Raw genomic sequence first — 15,349 nt, 5'->3', positions numbered from 1 at the left:
TCCATCGTCCGCGCGGGGCATCAGACCGTTATGCTGATTTACAAGATATTCCGGGCCGATGAATGGGCCGAATTGCAGGCAAACGGTGCCACGAACGGTGCGCCGATTGATGTAAGCGACGGGTTCGTCCACTTCTCAACCGCCGAACAAGCAGCCGAGACAGCCGCCAAACATTTCGCTGGTGTCGAAGGGCTTACCTTGCTGGCTTGTGACGCAGACGCGATGGGAGATGACCTGAAATGGGAAGTCTCGCGTGGTGGTGCGCTCTTCCCTCATCTCTACCGGCAGATTCGCATGTCTGACGTGCTCTGGTCTCAGGATCTGCCCTTTGATGGGACGGTCCACCTGTTCCCGGCGGAGATGAAATGACCAGCTACGTCGATCCCGAGCGTGACCAGTTTGAAGCGTTCAAGACCCTCGACCGGGACCATCCGATCGAGATGCTCAATCTGGTGAAGTTTCGTAGAGCGGCTCAGTATCCTTTCGATCACCCATTGGCCGATGCCGGACTTACCGGCGCGCAGGCCTATCGAAACTATGGGTCCGAGACCACACCCATAGTCGCCCGTATCGGTGCATCGATTCTCTGGCGCGGTACATTTCAGACAACCCTGATCGGTCCGCAGGATGAAGCTTGGGATGAAGTGTTCATTGCCCGCTATCCCACCGCTAACGCATTCCTGGAAATGGTGACTGACCCACTCTATCGCGCTGCGGTCATTCACCGGCAGGCCGCCGTTGAAACCTCGCGCTTGATCCGCTGCGCGCCAACAGAAGGTGGGGATTCCTTCGGATGAAACTGACCGAGAAACTGGCGCTGGCCGCATTGCACCGCCTTGACCCTGAAACCGCACATGGGCTTTCGATCAAGGCTCTGACCGCGGGCCTTGCCCCGACACCGGGGCCGGTCACATCGGATCGGTTGAAAACCCAGATCGCGGGTCTGGATTTGCCCAACCCTGTTGGCCTCGCTGCAGGGTTCGACAAGAACGGTGAGGCCTTGGGCCCGCTCTCGCGCGCGGGGTTTGGGTTCATCGAAGTCGGTGCCGTCACCCCCCGCCCGCAGCCCGGCAATCCAAAGCCGCGCCTGTTTCGCCTGACCGAAGATCGCGCTGCGATCAACCGCTTCGGGTTCAACAACGAAGGGATGGAGGTCATGGCCGGGCGTCTCGCCCATCGCCCCAAGGACGCGGTGATCGGGTTGAACCTTGGCGCAAACAAAGACAGTGACGACCGGCCCGGAGATTTTGCCAAAGTGCTCGCCCATTGTGCTGCGCATTTGGATTTTGCCACGGTCAATGTCTCATCACCCAACACCGAAAAGCTGCGTGACCTGCAAGGCAAAGCGGCGTTACGCGCATTGCTAAACGGTGTGATCGAAACCCGAAATGCCGTGCCCCGTCCAATCCCGATCTTTCTGAAGATCGCTCCGGACCTGACTGACACTGAATTGCAGGACATCGCCGAAGTCGCCCGCGAAACCGGCGTGGACGGAGTGATAGCGACGAACACCACCCTGTCCCGCGATGGATTGGACAGCGCGTACAAGGATCAGGCCGGCGGTTTATCCGGAGCGCCATTGTTCGAGAAATCAACCCGAGTGCTGGCACAGCTAAGCCAGTTGATCGGCGGAGACATCCCATTGATCGGGGTTGGCGGCGTCAGCACTGCCGAACAAGCCTATGCCAAAATCTGCGCCGGCGCTTCGGCAGTGCAGTTCTACACGGCGATGGTCTATGGCGGCATTTCACTTGCCGCCGAAATCCCGACAGGTCTGGACGCATTGTTGGCGCGAGATGGTTTCGCTTCGGTTGCGGAAGCTGTGGGCAGCAAAAGAGAGGACTGGTTATGATCGAGTACTGGCACAATCCACGCTGCTCCAAATCCCGTACCGGGCTGGCGTTGCTGCAGGAAAACGGCGTTCAGCCTGATATTCGCAAATATCTCGAAGATGCGCCTAAGGCTGCTGAAATCCGCTCGTTGCTGGCCAAGCTGGGTACTCCGGCGATCGCTATGATGCGGACGGGTGAGAAGACGTTCAAAGAGTTGGGTCTGACCAAAACATCACCCGATGAGGTACTGATCCAGGCCATGGCCGATCACCCAATTCTGATCGAACGTCCCTTGGCCATCGCAGGCGACAAAGCAGCGATCGGGCGCCCGCCGGAAAACCTGCTGGATTTACTTTAAACGACCTGCGCCTCGAGTTTTGGATAGCGCCAGCCCAGCGTGACACCGCGCGTTATGTTCAGCACCATCAGCGCGGCCCAAAGGCCGTGATTACCCATGCTCGGCACCAGCAAGAACAGAGCCACCACATAGATCGCGACCGACTGGATCATCGCGTTGCGCATAGCCCGCGTCCAGGTCGCGCCGATGTAAATACCGTCGAACATCCAGCTTGCGACCCCGATAACCGGGGCCAACGCAGCCCAAAATAAGTATTCTCGCGCAGTCATGCGCACCTCGGGTGATGTTGACATCAGGTCAATCAGCGCTGGACCGGCCAGATAGAACACGAGCCCAAGCCCGACCGCCCCACCTACGCCCCATTGCGAAGCCATCACCGACGCGCGTCTGACCTTTTGCCGATCCCGCGCACCAACGGCACCGCCAACCAGCGCCTCGGCGGAAAATGCGAAACCATCCAATGCAAAGGCTGTGATTTCCAAAAACTGCAAAAGCACCTGATTGGCCGCCAAATTCACGTCACCCAGATCAGACCCTACAAACAGAAACGTAGTGAAGGCCCCTGTCAGCAGGACCGAACGTACCATGATATCCCCGTTTACCTGCATCATCCGACGCAAACGTGTTGGATCAAAAATTCGCGGCCAGTCCCGCCATTGTTTGCCTCCAAACGCGTCGCTGCAAAGCCAAAGACCCAACGCTAGGCCCGTCCATTCGGCGATCAGAGTCGCGATGGCGACGCCTTCGACGCCCCATCCAAGACCCAGCACAAACCAAAGATCCAATACGATATTCAGCCCGTTCATCCAGATTTGCAGAACGAACACACCGCGTGTGCGTTCGACGGCAATCAGCCATCCCGTCACCGCATAAAGGGCAATTGTGGCCGGAGCACCCCAGATACGAATTTCCAAATAGGCGCGAGTCAACGACTCGACTTCGGCGCTGGCTGGCGAAAGCGCAAAGGCCCCAAGAAACACCCAGACTTGCGTTGCGATAAAGATCAGGCCCGCTGATCCGCCCAAAAGCAATCCTCGCATCAGCAAGGCCCCGGTTTCAGCCGTATCACCCGCGCCACGTGCCTGAGCGGCCAGCCCGGTAGTTCCCATCCGCAGAAAGCCAAAAATCCAATAGATCGCCGACAGGATCACCGCACCCATCCCCACCGCTCCGATGGGGGCTGCCTGCCCCATCTGGCCAACGACTCCGGTATCGACTGCCCCAAGGATCGGCACGGTGGCGTTCGACAACACGATCGGTACAGCGATCTTCAGAACGCGCCGATGCGTTATGGGCGCGTTGGCGTCCTCCACCCTCACGCCATGACCGGAGGTTGCGGCATCAGGAAATGTCCGGTGCCCTGCGCAAACAGTTTGGCGTGATTGTCTTGCCAGGCCTCAACCCGGACCGAGGCATAGCGCCGACCCGAGCGGTTGATGAATGCGCGCGCATATGCGTCGCGTGGCAAGCCCGAGCGCAGGTAATCGACGGTAAAATCGATTGTCTTGGGGAAACGGATACTCTCGTCGGTCAAAATATCTTCAGCACCGATCTCTCCGCTTTCGATTCTTGGAAACATATGCTCCCAGCTCAGCGTGATGACGGCTGTGACTTCCAGAAAAGCTGCTGTCACGCCTCCGTGGATGGCGGGAAGGAAGGGGTTGCCGATCAGCTTTTCATCGAAATTCAGAACCCCAGTCAGCTCATCCCCACGCCGGTCGAACGTGATGTTGAGGAACCGAATATACGGCACTCCTTCAACTAACGCAGTCAAAGCGGCATCGCGGCGTTGTTTGACAATCTGCATAGGCTCAGGACGAGGTCGTGCCATCTCAGCTCCCCTCCACGGTGAATGCGCCCGAGGCGGTCGCAACAGGCCGATCGCTGTCATCATCCGTCGCCGTAGCACGAACAAAGGCCACGTTGCGCGTGATGTGATAGCAGGTCGCGCGGGTCCGGATGCTTTGCCCCGGCGTCGCAGCGCGCATGTAATCAATGCGCAGATCGATGGTCGCCGTGGCGCCGGGTGCCGAGGGATGGCTCATCACCGCAGCACCACAGCAGGTATCAAGCATCGCCGAAACCGCGCCGCCATGGATCACTCCGGTTCTGGGGTCACCAATCAGCTGCTCATTGTAGGGCATCGAGATTTCAGCCTCACCTTCTCCGATTTGGGTCAGTTCCAGCCCCAGAGCTTTCGCATGCGGAATCGCCTCGATGAATTGCCGTGCTAAAACTGTCTTATCAACCATGGGGTTGGGTCCTGTCTTTGTACCTGCCCCTTTATGGGCCCGCGTTTGTGCCAAGGGCAAGCCTGCCTGTTGCGCTTGCCGCGACGACGCCCTAGGTTGCAGCCGAGGAGACCCGGAATGTCCGACACCCGTTTGTCATTCAAAGAGATGTGCGCCGAGTTTGATGTAACCCCGCGCACCTTGCGCTATTATGAATACATTGAATTGCTGCAGCCTGACCGCGAAGGCAGGTCGCGGTTTTACGGGCCTCGAGAATGCGCCCGGATGAAGCTGATCATGCGGGGTCGCAAGTTTGGATTTCCTCTGGAAGAGATTCGCCAGTGGCTGTTGATATACGAGGATCAAGGCAATCAGGCCCAGATGGCGACCTTCATCGAGATGGCAGATCGACAAATGGAAGAGCTACGTCAGCAACGCGCGCAGTTGGATGAGGCGATGGATGCGTTGCAGCAATTGCGCGATCAGACTGTCGAATTGCTGAAATAGCCCCCTTCCCTTACGGCAACAAAATTGCCGAAACCCCTGTTTACGCGACCGGATGTTACGTCAACTTATTTGTGACGCAGCGTCCGCATTACGTAAACGTCACTTGTGTGTTGTAAAACGCTCATCGACTGCGCAACTCAGGTTGCATGACGCCAGTGATGAGAGTTTGAACCATGACCGAAGATCTGCTGACCATCCGCGAAATGTGCGAGACATATGATGTCACGCCCCGCACATTGCGGTTCTACGAGGCCAAAGAGCTTTTGTTTCCAATTCGCGAGGGCCAAAAGCGCCTGTTCACCAAACGGGATCGTGCACGCCTGAAGCTGATCCTGCGCGGCAAGCGCTTTGGCTTCAGCCTCGAAGAAATCCGCCAGCTTCTGGACCTGTATCACGTGGGTGACCAGCAGCTGACACAGATGTCCCGCACCTATGAAATCGCGTGCGAGCGCCTTGCTGACATGGAATCGCGCCGCGAAGAGCTGACACAGGCCATCGACGAGTTGAAAGAGCAGTTGCGCTGGGGCGAGAAGGTTATCGCCTCGATGAAACAGGAAAAGAAGGCGGCTGAATAAACCCGCCTTTCGGACATATGAATTAAGGGAGCTTCACATGCCCGTCTACAACGCGCCAACCAAAGACACGCAGTTCATCCTGCACGACGTTCTGAAAGTCTCGCAGTCGGATATCCCCGGCTATGACGAGCTGGAAGCCGAATTTACCGGCGCGGTTCTGGAAGAGGCCGGCAAGGTTGCCTCGAACGTATTGCACCCGCTGAACGTGGTCGGCGACACCGAAGGGTGCCGGTTGGAAAACGGGATTGTGTACACCCCTACTGGCTTCAAAGACGCCTTCGAGCAGATGAAGGAAGGTGGCTGGACAGGTCTCGACATGCCGGAAGAGTATGGCGGCCAGAACATGCCCTACGTGATGGGCACAGCGGTGGGTGAGATGTTCTCGGGCGCGAACCAGGCGTTTGTGATGTATCAGGGCCTGACCCACGGCGCAGCTTCAGCCATTCTGGCGCACGGTACCGACGAGCAGAAGAACAAGTACCTGCCCAATATGGTCAGCTGTGAATGGACCGGTACCATGAACCTGACGGAACCACATTGCGGCACCGATCTGGGGCTTATGCGTACCAAAGCCGAACCGCAGGGCGACGGCAGCTACAAGATTTCCGGTCAGAAGATCTTTATCTCGGCTGGCGATCACGACATGGCCGACAACATCATCCATTTGGTGCTGGCCAAAATCCCTGGCGGCCCCGAGGGTATCAAGGGCGTATCGCTATTCATCGTGCCCAAATTCATCGTGAACGAAGACGGTTCGCTGGGCGAGCGTAACGGTGTTTCGGTCGGCAAAATCGAAGAGAAGATGGGCATCCACGGCAACTCGACCTGCGTCATGAATTATGACGAGGCAACCGGCTGGCTGCTGGGCGAAGAGCACAAAGGTATGCGCGCCATGTTCACCATGATGAACGAAGCGCGTCTAGGTGTGGGCATGCAAGGCCTGTCTCAGGCCGAAGCGGCCTATCAAAACGCCTTGGAATACGCAAAAGATCGCCTGCAAGGCCGCGATGTAACAGGCGTAAAAAACCCGGACGGCCCTGCCGATCCGCTGATCGTACACCCCGACATTCGCCGCAACCTGATGGATCAGAAAAGCTTCACCGAGGGTGCGCGTGCGTTCATCCTGTGGGGCGCGACCATGATCGACAAGGCGCACCGCTCGGGAGACAAAGACGCGGACGGGCTGATCTCACTGCTGACGCCAGTCATCAAAGGCTTCCTGACTGACGAAGGCTACGACATGACTGTTCAGGCGCAGCAAGTCTATGGCGGCCATGGCTACATTGAAGAATGGGGCATGTCGCAATACACCCGCGACGCCCGCATCGCGATGATCTACGAAGGCGCGAACGGCGTTCAGGCGCTGGACCTCGTGGGTCGGAAGCTGGCCCAGGACGGCGGCAAGCATGTCATGGCCTTCTTCGAGATGGTCAAAAGCTTCTGCAAGGAGAACGGTGGCAAGGACGAAGCTTATGATAAAGCCTTCATCGAACCACTGAAGGCCGCTTCCAAGGACCTGCAGGCCGCCGGCATGTATTTCATGCAGGAAGGTATGAAGAATCCAAACAACGCTCTGTCCGGGTCATACGACTTCATGCACATGTTCGGCCATGTCTGCCTGGGCCTGATGTGGGCGCAGATGGCAAAGGCCGCTCAGGACGCGCTGGACGGCGGTGCCTCGGACAAAGACTTCTACGAGACCAAGATCAATACCGGTCGCTTCTATATGGCCCGCCGCCTGCCCGCGACAGCCATGCATCTGGCCCGCATCCAGACCGGAGCAGACACGGTAATGGCACTGGACGCGGCGGACTTCTGATCTCAGTGTGGGCTCGGTTAAAGCAACCCGAGCCCACCAACGGAGGAGACAAGATGCCAAAACGCTTTCGCCTGACCCGCCGATTTCCGGTCGCGATGACTGAGGACGGCTATCGTAAGCTCCGCGGTTTCGCACGAGAGGCGGGATTGGATGAAGGTGAGGCCTTGTCGTTCCTTTTTGAGAACTTCAACAGCGTGATCGATCACGAAAACCTGACGCATAGGCTGCGCATATTTAATTCAGAGCTGGAAGCTCGAAAACGTTAAAACTTCGTGCTGGCCACTGAAGGTAGCACAGAAAACATATCTTTATGCCTTGGGAGGGGCGCGTTCATGACCATTCAACTGCATTGCTTTGGTGAAAGCGGAAACAGCTACAAAGCCGCGCTTGCGTTGGAAATGTCCGGTCTGGACTGGGAGCCGGTCTTTGTTGATTTCTTCGGGGGTGTGACGCGCACCCCTGAATTTCGCGCAGAAGTGAATGAGATGGGTGAAGCCCCCGTGATGGTGGACGGTGATTTTCGCACCAGTCAGTCCGGCGCGATTCAGGCTTATGTGACCGAAAAATCCGGAAAATTCGGCGGCAAAGATCGTGACGAAAACTACGAGATTTTCAGATGGGTTCTGTGGGACAACCACAAGCTTAGCTCGATGGCCGGTCTGACCCGTTTCCTGATCAACTTCTTGCCCGAAAAGCACCGCAACCCAGATGTCATCGCGTTCAATCAGGGTCGCCTCAAGGCTGCTTATCAGACACTTAACAGCCATCTTGAAGGCCGTAACTGGATCGTCGGCGACGGCGTAACCAATGCCGATATCAGCTGCTGTGGCTACCTTTATTACCCCGAACCATTCGGCTTTGATCGTGCTGACTGGCCCAACATTGACGCCTGGTTGACACGCCTTAGCGAACAGCCTGGTTGGAAACACCCCTACGACCTGATGCCCGGCAACCCGTCGGATCGAGCTTAAGGAGAAGACCCCATGACCGAAGCCTATATCTATGACGCCCTGCGTACTCCGCGCGGCAAGGGCCGCAAGGATGGCAGCCTGCACGAGGTAACCTCGGTGCGTCTGTCGGCCCTGACTCTGAACGCAATGAAAGAGCGCAACAATCTGGAAGGCCACGCCGTTGAGGATGTGATCTGGGGCAATGTCACGCAGGTGATGGAGCAAGGTGGTTGTCTTGCGCGTTCGGCAGTACTTGCTTCGGATCTGGATGAATCGATCCCCGGTCTGGCGATCAACCGATTCTGCGCCTCGGGCATGGAGGCCGTGAATTTGGCGGCAAACCAGGTCAAAGGCGGCGCGGGTGAAGCCTATGTCGCAGGCGGTGTCGAGATGATGGGCCGTGTGGCCATGGGCAGCGATGGTGCGGCGATCGCCGTTGACCCGTCTTTGGCGATGGAAACCTATTTTGTGCCGCAAGGTATCTCGGCCGACATTATCGCAACCGAATATGGGTTCAGCCGCGATGATGCTGATGCGCTTGCCGTTGAGTCTCAGAAACGCGCTGCTGCGGCCTGGGAAGACAACCGGTTTGAAAAGTCGGTGATCACCATCAAAGATCAAAACGGTCTGACCATTCTGGATCGCGACGAGTACATGCGCCCCGGCACGGACATGCAGTCCCTTGGCGCGCTGAACCCGTCTTTCGCAATGATGGGTGAGCAGATGCCGGGATTCGACAAGGTCGCGATGATCAAATACCCGCATCTTGAACGGATCAACCACATCCACCACGCAGGCAACAGCTCGGGCATTGTGGACGGTGCGGCGGCTGTGCTGATCGGCAACAAGGAGTTCGGCGAGAAATATGGCCTGAAGCCGCGCGCGCGCATCAAGGCGACCGCAAAAATCGGCACCGACCCGACCATCATGCTGACAGGTCCGGTTCCGGTGACCGAAAAGATTCTGGCCGACAATGGCATGAAGATTGGCGATCTGGACCTGTTTGAAGTTAACGAAGCCTTCGCCTCGGTCGTGTTGCGGTTCCAGCAGGCGTTTGATGTTGATCCGGCTCTGGTCAACGTCAACGGCGGCTCAATCGCGATGGGTCACCCGCTGGGTGCAACCGGTGCGATGATCATCGGTACGCTGCTGGATGAGCTGGAGCGCCAGGACAAGGAAACCGGTCTGGCCACACTCTGCATCGCATCCGGCATGGGTGCGGCAACTATTATCGAGCGTGTCTGATGCCCAAGATTGATCTGTCCAAACTACCCTTTCAGAACGGGTCGGGCTATCCTGGAAAACTGGCGCGCGCATGCGATGAACGCTATGTGCAGCGTCTCGGTGATCCGAATGGTTTGACCCAGTTCGGCGTCAATATCGTGCGGCTGGAACCCAATGGCCTGTCCTCGCTGCGCCACTACCACATGGAGCAGGACGAGTTTGCGATCATGCTAAGCGGTAAATGCGTGCTGATCGATGATGATGGCGAGCATGAAATGCTACCCGGTGACTGTGCGGCTTGGCCCGCAGGAGAAGCCAACGGCCACCACCTTGTGAACAAGACCGATGCGCCCGCGACCTTTCTAGTGGTGGGCACACGGACCCCGACCGAGACCGGCTATTACAGCGACATAGACATGATGGTGAAGTTTGAGGGCAACGACTTTCGCTTTACCCGCAAAGATGGCAGCCCGCTGACGGCTGACCAGATTGGAGACGACAATGACTGATTTCACGCTGAGCAAAGACGCAGACGGCGTTGCCTTCATCACATGGGACGTTCCGGGCAAATCCATGAACGTTTTGTCGCGCGAAGCGCTGACTCTGGTTGGCGAATTGATCGACCAAGCGCTTGCGGATGACGAGATCAAGGGCATCGTCATCACCAGCGGCAAGGAAGGCTCATTCGCGGGCGGCATGGATCTGAGCACACTTGCAACGATCCGTCAGGAAGCTGGCGACCAACCCGCGCAGGCACTGTTCGATTTCGTCATGACCGGCCACAACATCCTGCGCCGGCTGGAACTGGCAGGCATGGACCCCAAGTCCAAGAAAGGCGGCAAGCCAGTGGCCTGCGCCATCAACGGCACCTGCGCCGGGATCGGGACCGAGCTTGCATTGGCCTGCCATCACCGTGTGATGACCTCGAACGCCAAGGCCAAGATCGGCCTGCCCGAGATTCTGCTGGGCATTTTCCCCGGCGGCGGAGGCACCATGCGCTACAGCCGTATGGTTGGTGCAATGGCGGCGGCTCCGGTGTTGCTGGAAGGCAAGATGATGGACCCGAAAAAAGCCAAAGGCGCGCAGCTGATCGACGACATTGCGGATGATCCGGTTGCTGCGGCCAAGGACTGGGTTCTAAATGCCAAGGATGCTGATCTTGTTAAACCGTGGGACGCCAAGGGTTATAAAATGCCCGGCGGCGCGCCGTATCACCCCGCAGGGTTCATGACATTCGTCGGTGCCAGCGCGATGGTGAACGGCAAGACCCAGGGTGCCTTCCCTGCAGCCAAGGCTTTGCTGAGCTCAATCTACGAAGGTGCTCTTGTCGATTTCGACACTTCGCTGAAGATCGAGGCACGCTGGTTCACCAATGTTCTGATGAACCCGTCCTCGTCAGCCATGATCCGGTCGCTGTTCCTGAACAAGGAAGCGTTGGAAAAAGGCGCGGTGCGGCCCAAGGATGTGCCCGATCAGCGGGTCAAGAAGGTCGGCGTTCTGGGCGCAGGTATGATGGGGGCTGGTATCGCTCTGGTCTCGGCTCAGGCCGGGATGGAAGTTGTGCTGATCGACCGTGATCAAGAGGCAGCTGACAAGGGCAAAGCCTATTCCGAGGCCTATCTGGAAAAAGGCATCAAACGCGGCAAGGTCACGGCCGAGAAGAAAGAGGCCATGCTGGGCGAGATCACGGCGACCCCCGATCTGGATCACCTCAAAGGCTGCGATCTGATCATCGAAGCGGTATTCGAAGACCCGGGTGTGAAGGCCGAGATGACCAGACGGGTCGAGGCGATCATCCCAGAGGATTGCATCTTTGCCTCGAACACCTCGACCCTGCCGATTTCCGATCTGGCTATGGCAAGTGTACGGCCCGAGCAGTTCATCGGCATCCACTTCTTCTCACCAGTTGAGAAAATGTTCCTGGTCGAAATCATCAAGGGCAAGGAAACCGGAGATCGTGCGGTGGCCAAGGCTCTGGACTATGTGCGCCAGATCAAGAAGACGCCGATTGTAGTGAACGACGCGCGCTTCTTCTACGCCAACCGCTGCATCATCCCATACATCAATGAAGGTTTGCGGATGATCACCGAAGGCGTCAGCCCCGTGCTGATCGACAATGCCGCGCGCCAGTTGGGCTTCCCGGTGGGTCCGATCCAATTGAACGACGAGACTTCGATTGATCTGGGGGCCAAGATTGCCCGCGCCACCAAGGCTGCGATGGGTGATGCCTATCCTGAAAGCCCTGCAGATGACCTGATCTTCTGGATGGAAGCCGAGGGCCGTCTGGGCCGCAAGGCCAATGCCGGGTTCTTTGACTATGACGACAAGGGCAAGCGCACCGAATACTGGAAAGGCTTGCAGGATAAATACCCGCACGCCAAAGACCAGCCGGATCTGATCGAAGTGCAGGAACGTCTGATGTTCGCACAAGTCCTGGAAGCAGTTCGTGCGTTGGAAGAAGGTGTTCTGGAAGACATCCGCGAAGGCGATGTGGGTGCAATCCTAGGTTGGGGTTTTGCCCCTTGGTCCGGTGGCCCGCTCAGCTGGCTGGATATCATCGGCACGCCCTACGCCGCCGAACGTTGCGACCAACTGACCGAGGCCTATGGCGAGCGCTTCACCTGCCCGCCACTGCTGCGTGAGATGGCTGAAAAGGGTCAGAGTTTCTATGGCCGCTTCAATCCCGAAGCACAGGCCGCCTGAACAGAACAAAGCAGGCGCATGAATTCATGCGCCTGCGTCTGCTATTTAGATTGTTAGTGTAACTGCCATTCCGGCCGCAAAAACAACGCAGGCATGGTAGGCCGCCCCGGACGCCCCGGTCGACGCACCCCTATCGCAGGTCGGATTGGAAAGATCGGCTCTTGCGGAATTGGCGCAGGCAAGGCGGCCAACGGATTGGCCAAAGCCGAGATATCCCCTTTGGTGGCAACAGCCTCGATCAGCAGATCGGCGTGTTCGGCATCTGCGACTTGATATAATTCTGAATTCCGGCTGGACCCGACATTCATTCGGCCAGATGGGCAATATGTTTGAAAGCCGCCTTCGATGAAGACCAGTTCATCCTCGTCAAAGAACAAAGACGTGACATCGAATGATTGCGCGGGTGTGCTGGATTCCAGACGCCCTATCCCGCTTAGCATTCGCGCGGGGATGATAGATGTCCCCTCGATGCCAACACCCAGTTTGCCTTGGTCCAACGCCATCCCCTGTTCTGGCATTAGCCAGACAGGACGCGCGTTATATGCTGCACGAGACGGAACCAAAACCGGCAGATGCTCGGACCTGCGTTCGTCTCCCGGCACCACGATTCGGTCCACACATACGCGCCTTAATTCTTGGAACCCGTGATCCAGTGTTCGCACCAGATCACCTGCAACCAGTCTTTCGACCCGCTTCCAGCCCCCTGTTGTGGATACTTTTGTACCGTGCAGCAATCCCCCACGCCGCGCTGACGCAGTCATTCCTGCAAAGCCCTGCGGGCCTTCGACGTCACGTTTCGAATACCCCGAAACACTCACTAACTCTAACACGTGCCTTCCCCCTGTTGGCACCTTCAAACAACTCAGAAGGTCTTAATGTTGTGCCTCAGGAAGACTTAGTTCTGCCACATTTAGGGCCAATTTCGCCCTATTTCGCTTCAAAACAGCGAATATCGGCAAACAAAGCTATATTTATTCGGCGCTTTTGCCACAAACCGGAAACGATAATGCACCGAATGATCGGAATAAGGCTACGAATCTACGCCGAGATCATTCTGCGGTATGCGGCACCCGGCTCACTCGGCTTTCACGCCAACCCAAAAGCGCTCCGGCCGATGCGATCATGCCTATTCCGATGATCTGCATCGGCCCCAAGGTCTGCGCAAATACGATCCAAGCAAAGAGTGGCCCAAAGATCATGACCGAGTATTCGAAGACGGCGACGTAAGATGGCTCACCCAATTGATACGCCTTGATCAGCATGAATACGGCGATCGTCGAGCCCACCGCCTGTACCGCAACCCAAGGCAACGCTTCTTGCATCGGCCAGACCAAACCGCGCATTGCGAAACCATCGGGCCCGTCTGGTGCGCCAATCGGGAAGAGGGCCAACCAGATCAATCCAATCGCCCCTGCAATCCCCAGCGTGACAACCATCGCCGCCAGCAGCGCAACGGTGCTTTCATTGGCGCAGTGTGTGCGGGTTACCACCGCGCTGAGCGCATAGAAGAAACCGCCAGCGACCGGCAGTAGTGTCTTGAGGTCAAACGCTGTCGGGTCTGGTTGGAGAACACAGAGAATTCCCGAAAAGCCCAGAATGACAGCAGTAATCCGCCAAGGCCCGATGCGTTGTTTCAGTAATAGGGCCGAGATCAGCAGCACAAAGATCGGCGATGTAAACAATCCTGCCAGCGCCTGCGCAATCGGCATCAATGCCAACGCACTGAAATAGAAAAGCATCGCCAGAGTGATCAGAACGCTGCGCACGGCCACGATGCCATACCGTTGCGGCCCGAGCGTCCCAAGGCCCAAAATCGAAAGTACCACGATCAGTGGCAGCATCAGCAAAGAGCGACTCAGGTGAAACTGCCAGAGCCCGATGCTTTCTGCCACGCGGATCACAAAATTGTCGATGACCCCGATAATGGCCATCGACGCCACCATCAGCAAAGACGCCATCACCGACTGGGTTTGTGGTTGTGACTGCATTCGCGCCTCTGCCTTCGAAATACACGCGCCGAGATACTCTTGGCCCGGCCCACTCAGCACAATTCATAATCCAAGCGCAACAGGTTTGCGCCGCAGCTTTTCGCCATGCTAAGCTTGGGACAAAATAATATTCGAGCAGCATTACCCGATGACCGCACTGAAACAGTACCAGCGGATTGAGGCCACCGGTCTGTGGCGCCCTTCGCCCGATGAGCAGCGGCGCGAGGTTGTGGTTTCAATTGGTGAAGCTACGCTGACTATCTCGGATTTCAACGATAGCGCGCTTACCCACTGGTCGCTGGCGGCGTTAGAGAGGCAAAACCCCGGATCCTACCCAGCTGTGTTCAATCCGGACGGTGATCCAGGCGAAACGCTGGAGCTTGCGGAATCTGAGACCACGATGATCGAAGCGATTGACCGGCTGCAGCGCGCGATCGAACGCGCCAGACCGCATCCGGGTCGCCTGCGCTGGCTCAGCGTTGCAGGGGTCGTACTTGCGGTTTTGGCGGTTCTTTTGCTCTGGCTGCCCAGCGCATTGCAGCGCCACGTTGTTTCTGTGGTGCCAGAGGTCAAGCGACAAGAGATTGGCGATGCAATACTCCAGCGGATCGAGCGGGTCTCAGGCAAGGCTTGTTCATCACCTGACGCGCAGGAGTCATTGGATCGGCTCGCGCGCCGCACAGGTGTTCGGCAAATCGTGATCCTACCGGCCGGACTGCCAGACAGCCTGAGCCTGCCGGGTGGAACCGTCTTGTTGAATCGCGCCTTGGTCGAGGATTACGAAGATCCTGCCGTTGCAGCAGGATATGTGATCGCTGCGCGCGCACGCGCAACGCAGCAGGCACCGTTGGACGATTTGTTGGATCGGACAGGCCCAAGTGCCGCCTTTCGATTGTTGACCACCGGGGAATTGACGCTCGAGATCGTGGATACCTATACCGAACTGGTCCTGGCCACCCGACCGCCAGAACTAAGCGATGACGTCCTGTTGGCGATCTTTGCGCAGGCGGCGCTGCCCTCGACACCTTACGCTTATGCGCTTGATATCACGGGCGAGTCTGTTCTGGGATTGATCGAAGCCGACCCGATGGCAGGGCGCACGCTAGAGCAGGTATTACCGGACCGCGATTGGGTCCGGCTGCAGAATATCTGCGGACAATAG

18 protein-coding genes are annotated in these 15,349 nt (G+C 57.5%); 13 read left to right on the top strand and 5 right to left on the bottom strand.

Annotated elements, in window-relative coordinates; translation table 11 throughout:
- Nucleotides 1–30 precede the first annotated feature (30 nt).
- The 4 genes from ACR0B3_RS00145 to arsC are packed head-to-tail and all read left to right on the top strand — an operon-like array spanning nucleotide 31 to nucleotide 2,190.
- Nucleotides 31–369, top strand: coding sequence for a DUF952 domain-containing protein (locus ACR0B3_RS00145; protein ID WP_480807998.1), 339 nt, complete (start codon nucleotides 31–33; stop codon nucleotides 367–369).
- Entirely contained in the window at nucleotides 366–797 is a 432-nt protein-coding gene (locus tag ACR0B3_RS00140) for a DUF1330 domain-containing protein (protein ID WP_480807342.1), read from the top strand. The genes ACR0B3_RS00145 and ACR0B3_RS00140 overlap by 4 nt, the downstream gene beginning before the upstream one ends.
- The gene (locus ACR0B3_RS00135; RefSeq protein ID WP_480807341.1) at nucleotides 794–1,852 is read left to right on the top strand and encodes a quinone-dependent dihydroorotate dehydrogenase; all 1,059 of its coding nucleotides are present in this window, start codon (nucleotides 794–796) and stop codon (nucleotides 1,850–1,852) included. The genes ACR0B3_RS00140 and ACR0B3_RS00135 overlap by 4 nt, the downstream gene beginning before the upstream one ends.
- Nucleotides 1,849–2,190 (top strand): arsenate reductase (glutaredoxin), encoded by a 342-nt coding sequence (gene arsC, locus ACR0B3_RS00130; RefSeq protein WP_480807340.1) that lies wholly within the window; start codon nucleotides 1,849–1,851, stop codon nucleotides 2,188–2,190. Before ACR0B3_RS00135 ends, arsC begins: the two co-directional genes overlap by 4 nt.
- Here the strand turns inward: arsC and ACR0B3_RS00125 are convergent.
- Genes ACR0B3_RS00125 through ACR0B3_RS00115 form a run of 3 tightly spaced genes read right to left on the bottom strand, consistent with a single transcriptional unit; the run spans nucleotide 2,187 to nucleotide 4,442 of the window.
- Entirely contained in the window at nucleotides 2,187–3,503 is a 1,317-nt protein-coding gene (locus tag ACR0B3_RS00125; protein ID WP_480807339.1) for an MATE family efflux transporter, read from the bottom strand. The genes arsC and ACR0B3_RS00125 overlap by 4 nt on opposite strands.
- 2 nt (nucleotides 3,504–3,505) lie before the next feature.
- Nucleotides 3,506–4,021, bottom strand: coding sequence for a PaaI family thioesterase (locus ACR0B3_RS00120; protein WP_170683164.1), 516 nt, complete (start codon nucleotides 4,019–4,021; stop codon nucleotides 3,506–3,508).
- Between the two features lies 1 nt (nucleotide 4,022).
- On the bottom strand, nucleotides 4,023–4,442 hold the full coding sequence (locus tag ACR0B3_RS00115) for a PaaI family thioesterase (protein ID WP_170683165.1): 420 nt from the start codon (nucleotides 4,440–4,442) through the stop codon (nucleotides 4,023–4,025).
- Between the two features lie 117 nt (nucleotides 4,443–4,559).
- Here ACR0B3_RS00115 and ACR0B3_RS00110 point away from each other — a divergent pair, with 117 nt between their 5' ends.
- The 8 genes from ACR0B3_RS00110 to ACR0B3_RS00075 all read left to right on the top strand — a co-directional run bounded on the left by ACR0B3_RS00110 (nucleotide 4,560) and on the right by ACR0B3_RS00075 (nucleotide 12,199).
- Nucleotides 4,560–4,928 (top strand): MerR family transcriptional regulator, encoded by a 369-nt coding sequence (locus ACR0B3_RS00110; protein ID WP_480807338.1) that lies wholly within the window; start codon nucleotides 4,560–4,562, stop codon nucleotides 4,926–4,928.
- Between the two features lie 173 nt (nucleotides 4,929–5,101).
- Nucleotides 5,102–5,503, top strand: coding sequence for a MerR family transcriptional regulator (locus ACR0B3_RS00105; protein WP_039536426.1), 402 nt, complete (start codon nucleotides 5,102–5,104; stop codon nucleotides 5,501–5,503).
- Nucleotides 5,504–5,540: 37 nt separating this feature from the next.
- On the top strand, nucleotides 5,541–7,322 hold the full coding sequence (locus tag ACR0B3_RS00100; RefSeq protein ID WP_480807337.1) for an acyl-CoA dehydrogenase C-terminal domain-containing protein: 1,782 nt from the start codon (nucleotides 5,541–5,543) through the stop codon (nucleotides 7,320–7,322).
- Nucleotides 7,323–7,375: 53 nt separating this feature from the next.
- The gene (locus ACR0B3_RS00095; protein ID WP_010438892.1) at nucleotides 7,376–7,588 is read left to right on the top strand and encodes a hypothetical protein; all 213 of its coding nucleotides are present in this window, start codon (nucleotides 7,376–7,378) and stop codon (nucleotides 7,586–7,588) included.
- Nucleotides 7,589–7,654: 66 nt separating this feature from the next.
- Nucleotides 7,655–8,293 (top strand): glutathione S-transferase family protein, encoded by a 639-nt coding sequence (locus ACR0B3_RS00090; RefSeq protein ID WP_480807336.1) that lies wholly within the window; start codon nucleotides 7,655–7,657, stop codon nucleotides 8,291–8,293.
- A gap of 12 nt (nucleotides 8,294–8,305) precedes the next feature.
- The gene (locus ACR0B3_RS00085) at nucleotides 8,306–9,517 is read left to right on the top strand and encodes an acetyl-CoA C-acetyltransferase (protein WP_480807335.1); all 1,212 of its coding nucleotides are present in this window, start codon (nucleotides 8,306–8,308) and stop codon (nucleotides 9,515–9,517) included.
- Nucleotides 9,517–10,005, top strand: coding sequence for a cupin domain-containing protein (locus tag ACR0B3_RS00080; RefSeq protein WP_480807334.1), 489 nt, complete (start codon nucleotides 9,517–9,519; stop codon nucleotides 10,003–10,005). Before ACR0B3_RS00085 ends, ACR0B3_RS00080 begins: the two co-directional genes overlap by 1 nt.
- Nucleotides 9,998–12,199 (top strand): 3-hydroxyacyl-CoA dehydrogenase NAD-binding domain-containing protein, encoded by a 2,202-nt coding sequence (locus ACR0B3_RS00075; protein ID WP_480807333.1) that lies wholly within the window; start codon nucleotides 9,998–10,000, stop codon nucleotides 12,197–12,199. The genes ACR0B3_RS00080 and ACR0B3_RS00075 overlap by 8 nt, the downstream gene beginning before the upstream one ends.
- Before the next feature lie 53 nt (nucleotides 12,200–12,252).
- Here ACR0B3_RS00075 and ACR0B3_RS00070 read toward each other — a convergent pair whose 3' ends face one another.
- Nucleotides 12,253–13,029 carry a Hint domain-containing protein gene (locus tag ACR0B3_RS00070; protein WP_480807332.1) on the bottom strand — a complete coding sequence of 259 codons (777 nt, stop codon included), beginning with the start codon at nucleotides 13,027–13,029 and terminating at the stop codon, nucleotides 12,253–12,255.
- A 219-nt stretch (nucleotides 13,030–13,248) separates the two neighbouring features.
- Nucleotides 13,249–14,187, bottom strand: coding sequence for a DMT family transporter (locus ACR0B3_RS00065; RefSeq protein ID WP_480807331.1), 939 nt, complete (start codon nucleotides 14,185–14,187; stop codon nucleotides 13,249–13,251).
- A 148-nt stretch (nucleotides 14,188–14,335) separates the two neighbouring features.
- On the opposite strand from ACR0B3_RS00065, the gene ACR0B3_RS00060 reads away from it, so the two are divergent.
- Nucleotides 14,336–15,349 (top strand): hypothetical protein, encoded by a 1,014-nt coding sequence (locus ACR0B3_RS00060; protein ID WP_480807330.1) that lies wholly within the window; start codon nucleotides 14,336–14,338, stop codon nucleotides 15,347–15,349.

Source organism: Ruegeria sp. CE9 (assembly GCF_056537425.1).
The sequence above is the reverse complement of the archived record's forward strand: the minus strand, read 5'-3'. Positions and strand labels throughout refer to the sequence as shown.

Excerpts from the sequence above, each read along its gene's own strand:
- ACR0B3_RS00145 (WP_480807998.1), top strand. The coding sequence starts at position 31 with ATGCTGATTTACAAGATATTCCGGGCCGATGAATGGGCCGAATTGCAG.
- ACR0B3_RS00140 (WP_480807342.1), top strand. The coding sequence starts at position 366 with ATGACCAGCTACGTCGATCCCGAGCGTGACCAGTTTGAAGCGTTCAAG.
- ACR0B3_RS00135 (WP_480807341.1), top strand. The coding sequence starts at position 794 with ATGAAACTGACCGAGAAACTGGCGCTGGCCGCATTGCACCGCCTTGAC.
- arsC (WP_480807340.1), top strand. The coding sequence starts at position 1,849 with ATGATCGAGTACTGGCACAATCCACGCTGCTCCAAATCCCGTACCGGG.
- ACR0B3_RS00120 (WP_170683164.1), bottom strand. The coding sequence starts at position 4,021 with ATGGCACGACCTCGTCCTGAGCCTATGCAGATTGTCAAACAACGCCGC.
- ACR0B3_RS00115 (WP_170683165.1), bottom strand. The coding sequence starts at position 4,442 with ATGGTTGATAAGACAGTTTTAGCACGGCAATTCATCGAGGCGATTCCG.
- ACR0B3_RS00110 (WP_480807338.1), top strand. The coding sequence starts at position 4,560 with ATGTCCGACACCCGTTTGTCATTCAAAGAGATGTGCGCCGAGTTTGAT.
- ACR0B3_RS00105 (WP_039536426.1), top strand. The coding sequence starts at position 5,102 with ATGACCGAAGATCTGCTGACCATCCGCGAAATGTGCGAGACATATGAT.
- ACR0B3_RS00100 (WP_480807337.1), top strand. The coding sequence starts at position 5,541 with ATGCCCGTCTACAACGCGCCAACCAAAGACACGCAGTTCATCCTGCAC.
- ACR0B3_RS00095 (WP_010438892.1), top strand. The coding sequence starts at position 7,376 with ATGCCAAAACGCTTTCGCCTGACCCGCCGATTTCCGGTCGCGATGACT.
- ACR0B3_RS00090 (WP_480807336.1), top strand. The coding sequence starts at position 7,655 with ATGACCATTCAACTGCATTGCTTTGGTGAAAGCGGAAACAGCTACAAA.
- ACR0B3_RS00085 (WP_480807335.1), top strand. The coding sequence starts at position 8,306 with ATGACCGAAGCCTATATCTATGACGCCCTGCGTACTCCGCGCGGCAAG.
- ACR0B3_RS00080 (WP_480807334.1), top strand. The coding sequence starts at position 9,517 with ATGCCCAAGATTGATCTGTCCAAACTACCCTTTCAGAACGGGTCGGGC.
- ACR0B3_RS00075 (WP_480807333.1), top strand. The coding sequence starts at position 9,998 with ATGACTGATTTCACGCTGAGCAAAGACGCAGACGGCGTTGCCTTCATC.
- ACR0B3_RS00065 (WP_480807331.1), bottom strand. The coding sequence starts at position 14,187 with ATGCAGTCACAACCACAAACCCAGTCGGTGATGGCGTCTTTGCTGATG.
- ACR0B3_RS00060 (WP_480807330.1), top strand. The coding sequence starts at position 14,336 with ATGACCGCACTGAAACAGTACCAGCGGATTGAGGCCACCGGTCTGTGG.